Origin of the sequence: Pararhizobium sp. LjRoot235 (assembly GCF_964254145.1) — a bacterium.
In the GTDB taxonomy this organism is placed as follows: Bacteria; Pseudomonadota; Alphaproteobacteria; order Rhizobiales; family Rhizobiaceae; genus Pararhizobium.
On the sequence record NZ_CAXUSP020000001.1, the window covers coordinates 705,001 to 719,365 of the forward strand.

At 59.2% G+C, this 14,365-nt stretch carries 13 protein-coding genes, 1 tRNA gene and 2 rRNA genes (1 of these 16 cut by a window edge); 15 read left to right on the plus strand and 1 reads right to left on the minus strand.

What is annotated here, in order from left to right; translation table 11 throughout:
• The 3 genes from ACSQ2Z_RS03275 to ACSQ2Z_RS03285 all read left to right on the plus strand — a co-directional run.
• Nucleotides 1-1,576 (plus strand): 23S ribosomal RNA (locus ACSQ2Z_RS03275) (it extends 1,221 nt beyond the left edge of the window).
• Between the two features lie 296 nt (nucleotides 1,577-1,872).
• Nucleotides 1,873-1,987, plus strand: a 5S ribosomal RNA gene (rrf, locus tag ACSQ2Z_RS03280).
• A gap of 296 nt (nucleotides 1,988-2,283) precedes the next feature.
• Nucleotides 2,284-2,360: transfer RNA gene (locus ACSQ2Z_RS03285), tRNA-Met, on the plus strand.
• Nucleotides 2,361-2,445: 85 nt separating this feature from the next.
• Here ACSQ2Z_RS03285 and ACSQ2Z_RS03290 read toward each other — a convergent pair.
• On the minus strand, nucleotides 2,446-2,955 hold the full coding sequence (locus ACSQ2Z_RS03290; RefSeq protein ID WP_436079892.1) for a prepilin peptidase: 510 nt from the start codon (nucleotides 2,953-2,955) through the stop codon (nucleotides 2,446-2,448).
• Nucleotides 2,956-3,276: 321 nt separating this feature from the next.
• Here ACSQ2Z_RS03290 and ACSQ2Z_RS03295 point away from each other — a divergent pair, with 321 nt between their 5' ends.
• From ACSQ2Z_RS03295 to ACSQ2Z_RS03350, 12 genes are all read left to right on the plus strand, one after another.
• Complete coding sequence (locus ACSQ2Z_RS03295; RefSeq protein ID WP_436079893.1) at nucleotides 3,277-3,465, plus strand: Flp family type IVb pilin; 189 nt, start codon at nucleotides 3,277-3,279, stop codon at nucleotides 3,463-3,465.
• Nucleotides 3,466-3,557: 92 nt separating this feature from the next.
• On the plus strand, nucleotides 3,558-4,547 hold the full coding sequence (cpaB, locus tag ACSQ2Z_RS03300) for a Flp pilus assembly protein CpaB (RefSeq protein WP_436079894.1): 990 nt from the start codon (nucleotides 3,558-3,560) through the stop codon (nucleotides 4,545-4,547).
• Nucleotides 4,548-4,606: 59 nt separating this feature from the next.
• Nucleotides 4,607-6,097: a type II and III secretion system protein family protein gene (locus tag ACSQ2Z_RS03305; RefSeq protein WP_436079895.1), complete on the plus strand. Its 1,491-nt coding sequence runs from the start codon at nucleotides 4,607-4,609 to the stop codon at nucleotides 6,095-6,097.
• Nucleotides 6,081-6,380: a pilus assembly protein gene (locus tag ACSQ2Z_RS03310; RefSeq protein WP_436082960.1), complete on the plus strand. Its 300-nt coding sequence runs from the start codon at nucleotides 6,081-6,083 to the stop codon at nucleotides 6,378-6,380. Before ACSQ2Z_RS03305 ends, ACSQ2Z_RS03310 begins: the two co-directional genes overlap by 17 nt.
• Nucleotides 6,381-6,497: 117 nt before the next feature.
• Complete coding sequence (locus tag ACSQ2Z_RS03315) at nucleotides 6,498-8,096, plus strand: TadE/TadG family type IV pilus assembly protein (protein WP_436079896.1); 1,599 nt, start codon at nucleotides 6,498-6,500, stop codon at nucleotides 8,094-8,096.
• The gene (locus tag ACSQ2Z_RS03320; protein ID WP_436079897.1) at nucleotides 8,093-8,575 is read left to right on the plus strand and encodes a TadE/TadG family type IV pilus assembly protein; all 483 of its coding nucleotides are present in this window, start codon (nucleotides 8,093-8,095) and stop codon (nucleotides 8,573-8,575) included. The genes ACSQ2Z_RS03315 and ACSQ2Z_RS03320 overlap by 4 nt, the downstream gene beginning before the upstream one ends.
• Nucleotides 8,569-9,198 carry a TadE/TadG family type IV pilus assembly protein gene (locus tag ACSQ2Z_RS03325; protein ID WP_436079898.1) on the plus strand — a complete coding sequence of 210 codons (630 nt, stop codon included), beginning with the start codon at nucleotides 8,569-8,571 and terminating at the stop codon, nucleotides 9,196-9,198. The genes ACSQ2Z_RS03320 and ACSQ2Z_RS03325 overlap by 7 nt, the downstream gene beginning before the upstream one ends.
• A 27-nt stretch (nucleotides 9,199-9,225) precedes the next feature.
• Complete coding sequence (locus ACSQ2Z_RS03330; protein ID WP_436079899.1) at nucleotides 9,226-10,368, plus strand: pilus assembly protein; 1,143 nt, start codon at nucleotides 9,226-9,228, stop codon at nucleotides 10,366-10,368.
• 65 nt (nucleotides 10,369-10,433) lie between these two features.
• Nucleotides 10,434-10,973, plus strand: a complete 540-nt coding sequence (locus ACSQ2Z_RS03335; RefSeq protein WP_436079900.1) for a L,D-transpeptidase — start codon at nucleotides 10,434-10,436, stop codon at nucleotides 10,971-10,973.
• Between the two features lie 19 nt (nucleotides 10,974-10,992).
• Complete coding sequence (locus tag ACSQ2Z_RS03340; protein WP_436079901.1) at nucleotides 10,993-12,435, plus strand: CpaF family protein; 1,443 nt, start codon at nucleotides 10,993-10,995, stop codon at nucleotides 12,433-12,435.
• Between the two features lie 5 nt (nucleotides 12,436-12,440).
• Nucleotides 12,441-13,394, plus strand: a complete 954-nt coding sequence (locus tag ACSQ2Z_RS03345) for a type II secretion system F family protein (protein ID WP_436082961.1) — start codon at nucleotides 12,441-12,443, stop codon at nucleotides 13,392-13,394.
• A 7-nt stretch (nucleotides 13,395-13,401) separates the two neighbouring features.
• On the plus strand, nucleotides 13,402-14,349 hold the full coding sequence (locus tag ACSQ2Z_RS03350) for a type II secretion system F family protein (RefSeq protein WP_436079902.1): 948 nt from the start codon (nucleotides 13,402-13,404) through the stop codon (nucleotides 14,347-14,349).
• Nucleotides 14,350-14,365 lie beyond the last annotated feature (16 nt).

A 14,365-nucleotide genomic window follows, 5' to 3' on the forward strand; every position in this document is an offset into this window, starting at 1 on the left:
GTGGTAGCGGAGCGTTCCGTAAGCCTGTGAAGGGAGACCCGTGAGGGCTCCTGGAGGTATCGGAAGTGCGAATGTTGACATGAGTAACGATAAAGGGAGTGAGAGACTCCCTCGCCGAAAGACCAAGGGTTCCTGCTTAAAGTTAATCTGAGCAGGGTTAGCCGGCCCCTAAGATGAGGCAGAAATGCGTAGTCGATGGGAACCACGTTAATATTCGTGGGCCTGGTGGTAGTGACGGATTGCACAAGTTGTTCTGGTTTATTGGATTATCAGGGCAGCGGAGCGGTTCCAGGAAATAGCTCCACCGTATAGACCGTACCCGAAACCGACACAGGTGGTCAGGTAGAGTATACCAAGGCGCTTGAGAGAACTATGCTGAAGGAACTCGGCAAATTGCACGCGTAACTTCGGAAGAAGCGTGACCCCACCGCACGCAAGTGTGTTGGGGTGGCACAGACCAGGGGGTAGCGACTGTTTATCAAAAACACAGGGCTCTGCGAAGTTGCAAAACGACGTATAGGGTCTGACGCCTGCCCGGTGCTGGAAGGTTAAGAGGAGAGGTGCAAGCTTTGAATCGAAGCCCCAGTAAACGGCGGCCGTAACTATAACGGTCCTAAGGTAGCGAAATTCCTTGTCGGGTAAGTTCCGACCTGCACGAATGGCGTAACGACTTCCCCGCTGTCTCCAGCATAGACTCAGTGAAATTGAATTCCCCGTGAAGATGCGGGGTTCCTGCGGTCAGACGGAAAGACCCCGTGCACCTTTACTATAGCTTTACACTGGCATTCGTGTCGGCATGTGTAGGATAGGTGGTAGGCTTTGAAGCGGGGACGCCAGTTCTCGTGGAGCCATCCTTGAAATACCACCCTTATCGTCATGGATGTCTAACCGCGGTCCGTTATCCGGATCCGGGACAGTGTATGGTGGGTAGTTTGACTGGGGCGGTCGCCTCCGAAAGAGTAACGGAGGCGCGCGATGGTGGGCTCAGACCGGTCGGAAATCGGTCGTCGAGTGCAATGGCATAAGCCCGCCTGACTGCGAGACTGACAAGTCGAGCAGAGACGAAAGTCGGTCATAGTGATCCGGTGGTCCCGTGTGGAAGGGCCATCGCTCAACGGATAAAAGGTACGCCGGGGATAACAGGCTGATGACCCCCAAGAGTCCATATCGACGGGGTTGTTTGGCACCTCGATGTCGGCTCATCGCATCCTGGGGCTGGAGCAGGTCCCAAGGGTTTGGCTGTTCGCCAATTAAAGCGGTACGTGAGCTGGGTTCAGAACGTCGTGAGACAGTTCGGTCCCTATCTGCCGTGGGTGTAGGAATATTGACAGGATCTGTCCCTAGTACGAGAGGACCGGGATGGACATATCTCTGGTGGACCTGTTGTGGCGCCAGCCGCATAGCAGGGTAGCTATATATGGAATGGATAACCGCTGAAGGCATCTAAGCGGGAAACCAACCTGAAAACGAGTATTCCCTTGAGAACCGTGGAAGACTACCACGTTGATAGGCCGGGTGTGGAAGCGCAGCAATGTGTGAAGCTTACCGGTACTAATCGTTCGATTGGCTTGATTGTTCTCATTGCTAGTGCTCATCGAAGCGCCTAAGGCGCTTCAATGATCCCAAGCAGTTTTGTTTTGTCCTGACGCTGTCGGCCCTGTAGGCCTGCGCTCCGGACGGGCCGGGCAACGTTGCCCGACGGCCCTTGGCCTTGCGGAGCTTTCGCTCCGGATGTGCCCAAAACAGTTCTGAAAAGACGTGTTCAAAAGATAAAAGAGGGTAACGCGATAAACCGCGAGCGGTTTACGCTGGCCTCGCCAGCTTCTCATTTGGTTTTGCGCTGTCGCCAGCGCAATTCTTGCCCTTAGTTGACCTGGTGGTTATTGCGGGGTGGCTGCACCCGTTCCCATGCCGAACACGGCCGTGAAACGCCCCAGCGCCGATGGTACTCCGTCTCAAGACGCGGGAGAGTAGGTCGCTGCCAGGTCTACTAAAGGCAAGAAAAAATACCAGATCATCCGCCGCAAGCGTCAAGGCTTCGCGGCAGGATCGACAAAACCTATCTTCTCGACACTGCTTCCGGCTCAGCCGAAACACGGGCCGCCCTCAAGCGGCCTTTTTGCTTCGCTAAAATACACGCCGGAAAAAAACACGGAAAGGCTGCCCTAACGCTCAAAGGGCAGCCCAAATTCGACATTTTGCCAACGCAAAATGCCAGGATGCGACAAATCCCTCCGGGATTTGCACAGATGCGACAAATCCCTCCGGGATTTGCACAGATAACGCGGGGTGGAGCAGCCCGGTAGCTCGTCAGGCTCATAACCTGAAGGCCGCAGGTTCAAATCCTGCCCCCGCAACCAAACCAATCAAAAAAACCCTTGTGCCCAAAGACACAAGGGTTTTTGCGTTTCGGCGCCGCGCAACACCAAGGCGCAAGCCACCGGATCAGTGCAGGGCGAGCACCGGGAGTGCTGCGATGACCATGATGACGCCGTAGGGAACCTTGCGCGTTGCGCGGATTTCCTCGATGCGCATGAAGATGGAAATGTGCGCCAGTTGCAACGGCATCGGCAATCGCAGTGCCAGCAAGGCGAGGACACCGCCAATCAGGAGAAAGATGGCGAAGGGCAGCATGCCGTGCCAGCCGATGAACAGACCGATCGGCAGGAAGAGCTTGGCATCGCCGGCGCCGAAGAGGCCGAACGCCCAAAGGGCCACGCCAAGCACGAAAAGGAGGAGGCCGGCGGCGACATCGCCGCCGATGCCGGTGGAGGAGAAGAGTGCCGCGCCGACATCATCAGTGGTCAGCAATGCCGCCACGGCACGCAGGCAATAGAGGGCGAGAAGGGCGAGAATGGCGCCATTCGGTATTTTCCAGCTGCGGAAATCGCTCCAGGCCGCATAGAGGAAAAGTAATACTGATGCGGCAGTAACAATGTTGATGGTTTGCGTCATATTTCCCCTCCGTCTGTTCAAAATGACAGATTTTCACGAAAAGCGAAGATACCGGATCGAGGCTAAGTCTTTAGAGGTAGATGAAAGCCGATAAATACTACCACTAGTCACGGTTGTACAGCATATTGACCGGTCCGGGCCACCTTTCTCTCCGAATGGAATTTAACTATAAATATAGGTGTCAAGGAATTAGGCATTTTAGCAGTTGACGATGTAATAATTAAGTGACTATTAATATTAACAGTCGGCGGGGTGGTCTCGACGACATGGCGGGCCGGAGGACATTTGCGGGCGCGCCGAATATCCTGGAGGTAATTCTCGATGAAAGCACTTTTGTCTGCAGTACGCGCTTTCGCGCGGGAAGAAGATGGCGTGGCGCTGACGGAATATCTGATTCTTCTTGCCTTGCTGGTCGGCGGCGTGATTGCGACTGTTGTTATCGCTGGCACCAACCTCAATGCCGCTTGGGTAACCTGGGCGGCATTCTTCACCGAGCTCGAACGCGCGTAGCGAAATGACGATGAGAGGGGTTTGTTAACCCCTCTCATCTAAATTTAAATTAAGAAACGGACGTATTTCTGTCCATGTTGCGAGTACCGGCGATGCGTTTTTCAACGATCTTCAGTCTTGTTGTTTCAATTTTACTTGCCGGCACTGCGGTGTTTGCGATGCGGAATTATCTCGCCGACCAGCAGGCGCGGCTTGCGGCCGAAGGCGATACGAAGGGGCAGGAGCAAATTCTCGTTGTCGCCGCCAAGGAGATGCGCTTCGGCGACGTGGTGCGCCCGGAAAGTCTAAAAGCCGTTCCCTGGCCCGCGGGGGAGCGGCCGGACGGCTCGTTCGACAGCATCGAGGCGGTGGTCGGCGACGCCGACAAGCCACGCTACGCCATGGCCGCGATCGATCCCGGCGAGCCGGTGCTTGCCTCGAAGATCACGGGTGCCGGCGAGCGGGCGACATTGTCGGCGGCGCTTGACCAGGGCATGAAGGCCGTGTCCATCCGCGTCAACGACGTTCTCGGTGTTGCCGGCTTCGTGCGCCCCTCGGACCGGGTCGATGTGCTGCTCACCCGTGTCATCCAGAATCGTGAGAACAACAGCGAGCAGACCTATGTCGATGTGCTTCTCCAGGGCGTGAAGGTGCTGGCGGTGGACCAGACCGCAGATGAGCGCAAGGACGAACCCTCCGTCGTCAAGACGGTGACGTTCGAGGTCACGACCGAGGAGGCGCAGCGCCTGACGCTCGGCGCCAATATCGGCACGCTGTCGCTTACCCTGCGCAATGTCGCGTCCGCTTCGGCCGAACAGACGCGACCGATCACCGTCGCGGATCTCGGCGGGGGGCCGATCGCGACCGAACTCAGCGAGGGGCTTTTGAAAAAGACGGACGACGGGCGATTCGACATCCTCGAGCGACTTGTGCGCAAGGTTGGGGACGACCTTGGCAAGATAAAGATGCCCGAGCGCGAAAAACAAGTACAGATTGTTGAACGTAAAGTGGAACCGGTCTTGCCGATTGAGCTAAAGTGGGCGACGGTAGGCGTCTGGAACACGACGAAGCGCGAGGAGCACCGAGTCGGCCTGATCCAATGACTTCGAAATGCGGCATGCCCGCATGCGCAGTAGCCAAGCGAGAGAGGGGCTTAAGCGGAATGACAAGGGGAAGCATGAAGGGGGTGGCGCGAGCCAAGACCCTTGCGGCGGTGACCGCGATAATTTTTGCCTATAGCTGCTGGGGCCCTGGCCTTGCCGGCCGGGCCGAGGCCCAGGAGAAATTCATCAGCCTGACCGGCTCCGTGCAGCAGGTGACGATCCCTCCGAACGACACGATGACGATCACGACCGGCAAACCCTTTGGCGATCTGGTGATCGGCAGCGCCGAGATGATCGATGTGGTGCCGCTGTCCGACAAGTCGCTGTTCATTCGCGGCAAGAAGAATGGCGCGACCAATATTTCGGTCTATGCCGATGACAAGTCGCTTCTCGGCGTCATCGATATCCGTGTCGCCAGCGATTTCACCGAAGTCGCTTCCGCCATCCGCTCCACCGCGCCGTCTTCGCAGGTCAGGGTGTTCAATTCCAACGACCGCATTCGCCTCACAGGCATGGTGCGCGATGCGGTCGAACTGCAGCGGGTGATGGAGATCGCCCAGTCCTATTCCGAACTGCCCGTGCTCAATCAGCTTCGGGTTGCCGATTCGCAGCAGGTCATGCTGGAGGTTCGGGTGATCGAGGCCTCGCGATCGACCGGCCGCGACCTCGGCATCGGTTGGTCCGGGCAGGGCAGGAACGGCATCGGCAAGGCGACGACGAGCCAGGGGATCGGGGTCGATGATGACGACAAGCTCGTGCGTACGCTCGGAGACGCCTCGGGTGTTGCAACAGGCCTGCAGCCCTTCGGCCAACTGATTGCCAAGGTGCTGGAAATTTCCGGCGGCCAAATCGACATCGTCATCAATGCGCTGGAACAGAAGGGGCTGGTGCGCCGACTGGCGCAGCCGAACCTGATTGCCATGAGCGGCGAAACCGCGAGTTTCCACGCCGGCGGCGAGGTGCCGATCCAGACGACGGTGGCCAATGGCGCAACGGTCGCAACACAGACCGATTATCGGCCCTATGGTGTGCGGCTCACCTTCACGCCGGTGGTCCTCGACGGCGGGCTGATCAACCTGAAGATCGAACCGGAAGTCTCCGAACTCGATACCTCGGTAGATGTCAACGGCAATCCTGGCTTCATTTCCCGCGCGGCAAAGACCACGGTCGCGCTGCGTGACGGCCAGAGCTTTGCCATGGCCGGTTTGCTGCAGTCGATCAACTCCAAGGACATCCAGCAATTGCCGGGACTGGGCAAGCTCCCGATTATCGGTGCGCTGTTCCGCTCGACCAGCTTCGCGAAAAGAGAATCCGATCTCGTCATCGTCGTCACGCCGCATATCGTGCGGCCTGCGGCACCGGGCGAAGATCTCTACAGCCCGCTCGACCAGACGCGTTCGTCGAACGATGTTGAACTCTTCGCCCTTGGCATGCTGGAGGTCGACAAGGACATGCTGCGCCGCTTTCGCAATGGCGAAGGCGTGAAAGGCCCCTATGGCCACCGTCTCGATCTCGAAGTGGGAGGCACCCTTGCTGTTGTCAAGAAATAAGCGCGTCCTGCTGGTCCTTGCTGCCGTGAGCCTTGTCTCGGGCTGTGCCGACTACATGAATCATCGTGATTCGATCACGTTTGGGTTGGGCAATGCGGTGGAGGCCAACAAGGGCATCCACATCCAGGATCCTTTCCCGCAGGTGGCTGAGAACACCCGCATCACCAGTGACGGCAAGACTATCTATAAGGTGATGCGCAACTATAACGGCGCCAGCCAGCCCGCCGCGACGCCGCAAACGGCGGCAACACCAGGGACGAACGGAGCGTCGTACGGGCAGTAACGGGGAGCCGGCGACGGGCGGAAATTGACGGGCGGAATGAAGAAGCAGCGGCGGAAAGGAATGCAGTAAACGCAACACGTCACGGCGAAAGAGGCGCCGCGATGGGGGGATATGCCAATGTTGTTGAGTACGGCTATCAGGCGATTCTGGAATGATCATCGTGGCTACGTCATCGCTTTGACGCTGATATCCATGCCGATGCTGCTGGGCTTTTCGCTGCTCGTGATCGATGTCGGGCGCAGCGGCAATCTTCACACCGACCTTCAAAACGCCGTCGACGCGATGGCATTGACCGGCGCCCGCGAGCTCGACGGGCGTGACGACGCGATCACGCGGGCCGAGGCGGCGATCGAGAAGCTCGCCAACACCGCTGCATTTGGCGGCGGCGGAGCGGGCATGTCGCTCGGCTCCAGCCTCACGGTGTCCTATGAGGCCGGTAACGACGCGGCAAGCACGGTCACGGTCACGTTTCTCAAGGCCATTCCGGATGATGATGACGATCCCATCCCCGGTTCCATGGTGACGACGGACCCAAATGAAGCATCCTACGCCTGGGTCGCTGCCAAGCCTCAGGCGATGCAAACGATCTTCCCGCTGCCGGTCGGCTTCACACGCAATACGATCAATGTTTCGGCCGATGCGGTCGCTGTCTATCACGCAAGTGCCTGTGACATCACGCCGATCTTCATCTGCAACCCTTACGAGCCGGCGGGCAATACGAGCGAGGCCGGCAACGAACAGGCTGCAGCGGACCTCCATACCAACTTTGCGGCAGGGAATCTCTACGGGCGGCAGATCGAGATGAACACCACGTCTTCGTCCAATCCCGGCCCTGGCAATTTCGGGTTCCTGAGAACCCCTCTTGGCAATGGCGCGAACGTGCTGGCAGAGGCCCTTGCAACCGGCAATCCGGGGGCCTGCTATACGCAGGATAGCCTGGATACCCAGACGGGTGCCGTCGCCGGGCCGGTCGAAGCGGGAGTGAACACACGCTTCGGTATTTATGTGGGTTCGTTCAAGAACGCGCGCAGTGACGGCCGTTATCGCCCGTCCCAGGACGTGCGCTCCGCACAATCGAAAACGGGAACTGATGCCTGCAAGGGCTACGAGCCCGTGAAGGTCGGCGAGACCGTTGGCGATGTCACCAAGGCGCTGCCCTTGGGCTACGGGGCAAACATGACCCCCCTCGGCGGCGGCAAGATCAGCAGCGGCAACGATTGGCAGTACGGAACCTATTGGGGCGTCGCGCAGGGAGGGGCAACTCCGTCGGTCAGCGCGATCCTCAGCAACCATTCCAGCTATCCGGCTACCGGAACACCGAGCCAGCCCTCCGCCTACGATGTCTATCGTTACGAGCTCAACGACGCGGCGCTGCTCGGCAATCCTTCGCTGAACGGGGAGATCGGCTCACCCGCGACGGGCGGCGCCCAGTGCTATTCCGGGCCTGACCTTTCGGATTACGCGGCAGACGAATACGGCGATCGCCGCGAGATATTCGCCGCGATCGTCAATTGCGGCTACGAGGCATCGGTTGATCATCTTAACGGCCACAAAACCACGCAGGCCGTTGCCTTTGCGCGCATGTTCATGACCAAACCGGCGCTCAAGGCCGGCAGCGAGCGGTATCTTTCGCTCGAAATAATCGACATCACGGGCAAGGGCGGCCGCGGTACGCTTGATGAATTCCTGCGGGAAGAAGCGGAGCTGGTCAGATGATGGCGCTGCGAACCTTCATTCTCCGCCGGCTCCGGTTCGGTTTCTGGCAAAGGCAAGAGGGGGCCGTGCTTGCCGAGGCGCTGCTGGCTGTGCCCTTCGTGACGCTGTTTGCCGCCGGCATCCTCGAGTTCGGCAATATCTTCTGGGAGCGAATGCAGATCGATGCGGGTCTGAGGGATGCCGGGCGCTACATGTCGCGCTGCAGGCCAACCTCGCCGACCTATACGTCAAGCTGTTCGACGGCGACCGCGAAACTGATCGCTTTCTATGGAACCCAGAGCCCGGCTGAGGGCGCTGCGCTGCGCGTGCGGGGCTGGGGACCCGATCTTGCCGATATCACCGTCATTCCGGTCGATGCCGATGGCACGATCACCGTGCAGACGGCACATCTCTATGAAACCTCTCCGCTGTTCGCCTGGCTCGGCGTCGACGAGATCACCATCAATTCCTCGCACGAAGAGAGGTACATGGGATGGTAGATCCTCGCGCAGCCTTTTCCTTCTGGCGGGACGATCGCGGCGTGTCCCTGACTGAGGGTCTGATCACGATCCCGATCGTGCTCCTGGTCTTCGCAGCCTTCATCGAGTTCGGTTATGCCATGTCGCAGTGGAACCAGACGGTGAAGGCGCTGCAATATGGTGCGCGTCTTGCGGCCGTATCCGATCCGCTGGTGCCGGCGGCGGACTTCGCCGATGCCTTCCCGAGCGATGCCGACGATCCGCTGAACAATGGCGACGCGACGCCGAACGATTCGACGATATCCCTGACTTGCGGGCCGGCGCTCGCCAACTGCGATGCCGCGGCGTTGAGCCGGATCGTGCAGGGAAGCGACGGCGCCTGCGCGGCGGGGGATCCGCGGCCAGGCATTTGCGACCTCAACTGGCGCATCCAGCCGGAGAACCTGGTGGTGACCTATCAGCGCTCGGGTCTTGGCTATTGGGGCCGGCCGGACGGGCCGGTGCTGACCATGCGGCTGGAAGTCCGCGATATTACATTTGATCTGCCCGTTCTTGGCGGACTGCTCGGGCTCAATGACGTCGTCATTCCTGCCCATCCGGTGACGATTAGCACCGAAGACCTGAAGACATGTTCTACCTGCTAAACCCTTAATATTGCGTGGTAAAGCGAGATGACAGCTCATATGAATTTTGTAGCATCCACTAAAATTCTTGTTCTTTCCGATGATGCGGCTGCGGCGAGCTTCATGCTCGATACGTTCGGTTCGCTTTCGCGTTACGACGTGCGTCATATGGCGCTCTCGGCACTCAGAGATGCAGGACGGGCCGACCTGGCGCAGTTCAATCTGATCGTGCTCGACGTCGACAACGGGGATATGTTGAGCCATCCGGAGCTGTTTACCTTCCGCAACAGCCATCGAAATACGCCGTTGGTGGTCGTCTCCGAAGAGCTGCCCGATGATATGTTGCGGCTGCTGTTCCGCTTGAACGGCAATGACTGGCTGAAGAAGCCGCTCGAACGCCGCTCGCTGATCGATATGATTTCGACCCACGCGCCGACCGAGGGGGCCAGCGAAAGCCGGGTTCATGCCATCGTCTCGGCTGTGGGCGGCGCGGGCGCCAGCGTGATTGCCTCCTCACTCGCGTATGTGCTGGCCCAGCCGACGAAAAACTCCACGCCGCGCGTCGATCTGTTCGACATGGATTTCTCCTCCGGGTCGCTTGGCTACTATCTCAACCTTGTCAACGACTACGATCTGAAGCCGATCATGGCCAATCCGTCGCGTGTCGATCTCGAATTCATCGATCTCGTGCGCAAGCGCCATCCGGGCGGATTTTCCCTGCTGTCGTTCAAGCAACCGTCGGTCCTTTTGACGCCCAAGGGTGCGGAACTCGTGTTGCGAATGCTGGATGTCGCGGCCTTCGAAAGTGATCACACGGTCCTCGATGTCCCCTATTACAACACGCCATGGAAAGAGGATGTGCTGGGATCTGCCAACAGCGTCTGCATTGTCACCGAGATGACGATCCCCGCCCTTCATGAGGCCAAGGATCTCTTTCTCAACCTGGTGCGGCAGCGTGGCACCTCGGACCAGATCTTTATCGTCGTCAATAAATACCGCACCAAGCTCTTCAGCCTTGGTGTGCGCCGGCAGCAAATCGACAAGATCTTCAAGGATGTCCGCGCGCAAGTCATTACCGATGATTGGGAAACCCTGAACGAGGCGGTGAACCGCGGCGTGTTGCCGTTCGAGGTCAATGCGCGTTCCCGTTTCTGCGGCTCGGTAAGCAAGCTCGGAGCGCTCGTTAAATGAACTCGCGCAACGGCAGCAACGAACGAGGGGCGAAGTGCAGCAAGGGAGCGGCATGCAGTCGGGCGATGCGGGGGATCCTGGTCGCGGCGTCCTTCTGGCTCGCAGCCTCATCGACGCAAACTTTGGCGAGCGGGCTGGTGCCGCGAAACCTGGGGCCAATGACGGGCGTCACGGTGACGACCGATGAGAACTATCCGGCCGGCACGATCGTGATCGTCAGCAAGAACCGGACGCTTGATCTTGTCGTCTCCGGCAGCCATGCGATCCGCTACAGGATCGGCGTCGGTCGCGACGGCTTTCGCTGGAGCGGTGTTGTCAAGGTCGGTCACAAGGCCGAATGGCCAGACTGGCGGCCACCGGCCGAGATGAAGGCGCGCGCACCGGACCTTCCCGAGCTTGTGCCTGCCGGCCCGCTCAATCCGCTCGGCGCGCGCGGGATCTACCTCTACCGGGGAAATGCCGACACGCTCTATCGCATTCATGGAACCAACGATCAGTCGACCGTCGGCGGATTCGCATCCTCGGGATGCTTCCGCATGAGCAATGCCGACGTCATTGATCTCTATAGCCGGGTGAAGGTCGGAGCCACGGTGATCGTGAAATAGCCGAACAGGGGGGAAGCTGATGACAAACGGGTTCATCGGACGTTTTTACAAGCAGCGGCAGACGGAAGGCGAGGAGCATTCGGAGGTTGCCGATCTTTCCACGAACGCAGCGGAGACGACGCCGCACTTGCAGGCTGTCGGCGGACCCGTCACGCCGGGACAGGAAACTGCGCTTGGCCGGGATATGGTGGCCGAGCGGGTCAACCTGCATCGTTATCTGTTGGACCGCATCAATCTCGGCATCCTTGACATGCTCGACAATGAGGAGATTGCCACCGAGATCCGGCCGTTGGTCAAGGATTATATCCGGCAGAACAATTTCCCGCTCAATGCCAAGGAAATCAATGATCTGATCCATGACATCACCGACGAGATGCTCGGGCTCGGGCCGATCGAGCCGCTGCTGACCGACGATACCATCGCCGATATTCTGATCAACGGTCACAACAGCGTCTATGTGGAGCGGTCAGGCAAGCTCGAGAGCACGGCTGTCCGCTTCAAGGACGAGGACCACTTGCTTCGCGTGATCAATAAGATCGTCTCCGCCGTCGGGCGTAGGGTCGATGAATCGACCCCCCTCGTCGATGCCCGCCTTAAGGATGGGTCGCGCGTCAACGTCGCCATCAGGCCGATCGCGGTTGACGGGCCACTCGTTTCGATCCGCAAATTCACGCGTTCACCCCTGACGCTGGAGCGTCTGGTCGACTATGGCGCCATGGCCAACGCGATGCGCATCCTGCTGAGCGCTGCGGTCAAAGGCAAGGTGTCGATGATCATCTCGGGCGGTACGGGTTCGGGCAAAACGACCTTGCTCAATGCCCTGTCGTCACAGATATCCCCGAAGGAGCGTTTGGTCACCATCGAAGACGCGGCCGAGCTGCAGCTACAGCAGCCGCATGTCGGGCGGCTGGAAACCCGGCCGCCGACGCTTGACGGTCGCAATGAGATTCGTCAGCGCGAACTCCTCAAGAACGCGCTGCGCATGCGCCCGGATCGCATCATCGTTGGCGAAGTGCGCGGCGAAGAGGCCTTCGACATGCTGCAGGCGATGAACACGGGTCACGAGGGATCGATGACGACCATTCATGCCAACACGCCGCGCGATGCCGTCGGCCGCCTCGAGCAGATGGTCGGCATGGCCGGCATGCCAATGTCCCAGCTCAGTGTCCGTTCACAGATCGCGTCGGCGATCTCGCTCATCGTCCAGGTTCAGCGTCTCAGCGACGGCACGCGCAAGATCGTCTCCGTTTCCGAAATCACCGGCATGGAGGGCGAAGTCGTCCAGATGCAGGAGATCATGAAATTCAAGAAAACCGGTACAGACGACAATGGCCGCATTCGCGGAGAATTCCGAGCTACCGGCCTTCGCCCCCGGTTCGTCGAAGAATTCGCGGAACTCGGCATTATTGTCCCCGCAGCGATTTTCGATCCCGGGACACCTTTGCAAACGGGGGCTAAATGATGTCTCTGACCCTGCTCCTCGTCTATGGCACTGTCTTTATCGCCGCGCTGATTTCCGCCGAAGCGCTGTTGCGCGGCTACTTCAGGAAATCCGAACGCCACAGGGCGGTAAACCATCGCTTGAGCCTGCTTGATGAAAGCGGCGATCATCGCAAGACCTACCGCGACATGCTGAAGGAGCGCGGTGCTGACGAAGACTGGCGATCGCTTCCGCTGATGCAGAGGCTCCAGCGGTTCTATACGCAGTCGGGGATCAAGTTCGATGTGAGTCGATTTGTGCTCTATGCGATAGCCGGCGCATTGGCCGTCTGGCTGGTCGTTCAGTTTCTGGTGCCGAGCAATCTGATCCGGATTCCGATCTTCGTGGCGGTCTGCTTTCTCACCCCCGTCCTCATCGTCTGGCGGGTTCGCGCGATCAGGATGCGCAAATTTACCCAAAAACTCCCCGAGGCGCTTGACGTTGCCGTTCGCAGCCTCGCGGCCGGGCATCCGCTGCCTGCGGCGATTTCTCTTGTGGCACGCGAAATGCCCGATCCCGTCGGCTCCGAATTCGGTCTGCTATCGGACGAACTGACCTATGGGGTGGCGCTTGAGGATGCCCTCGTCAACCTTGCGGATCGCGTCGGTGTGGAAGATCTGAACCTGCTGGCGATATCGCTGAGCGTGCAGGCCGGCACCGGCGGCAATCTCGTCGAAATCCTGCAGAATCTCTCGAAGACGCTGCGTGACCGGTTCATGTTGAGGGCGAAGGTCAAGGCGATCTCTTCGGAGGGGCGCATCACGGCGATCTTCATGTCGCTCTATCCGTTCCTTCTTTACGGAATGATCAAGGCGCTGTCCCCGACCTACTTCGACCCGGTCTGGGACAGCGGCTACGGACCGACCGTGGTGGCCGTGTTGCTGGCCATTATGACAGTCGGAAACATCATTCTCTACAAGATGGTTAACTTCGAATACTGAGGCTGCGATGTTCGGCGAATACGGAATATACCTCGTCGTGTTTTTTTCAGTGCTGATCTTTTCCGCCGCCGCTTCGGAGTTTGTTTTCCGGCGGCGCGAGGTCGGTGTCCGGCTATCGGAAACGGCGGCGCAGGCGGCGGGCGACGAATCCAATTTTAGCGATGCGTCCATTGCCGACCTTGGCGAGGCGGAAAATCGTCTGATTCGCCGCTATTTCGAGATCACCCGGCGCGACACGAATGTCAATTCCACTCAGAACCGCCTGATTCGCGCCGGATATTTCAGTGCCAGCGCAGTCACGACGTTTCAAATGATCCGCGCGCTCGCCTGCGTCGTGGTGCTGGTCGCAACCGTCTGGGCGGTCGACCATTTCTTTCCTGAGATGTCGCGGCTGTCGACCCTGCTGGTCGCGATGTTTGCCGCAGGCATCACCTTTATCTTGGTCAATATCCATATCGACCGGCGCGGCGCCGCCAAGGAGCGGGAGTACCGGCGTCTGTTTCCTGATTTCATGGATATGCTGATTGTCTGTCTGGACGCCGGCATGAGCGTCGAGGCGGCGGCAAACCGCGTCGCACGGGAATTCGTCAGCAAACGGCAGGATTTCGGCCTTCATCTTTCCATCATGATGCTGGAAGTCCGCGGCGGGCGCCGCCTGCGGGAGGCATTGGCCAATCTTGCGACACGATTGCGGATAGACGAGGCCCGGGCACTTTCCGTGCTGTTCCGCCAATCGGAGGAACTCGGAACGAGCGTTACGCAGACCTTGCGGGTCTACAGCAAGGAAATGCGCGATCTTCGCATCGTGCGGGCCGAAGAAAAGGCCAACGCGCTACCGATCAAGATGTTGCTGCCGCTTGGGGCCTTCCTGTTTCCTGTCAGCCTCATCATCGTGCTCGTGCCCGTTGTCGCCCGTGTCGTCAGTCTTCTCATCGGCTTGACGCCCGGTGGATAAAAACAGCGAGGTCAAC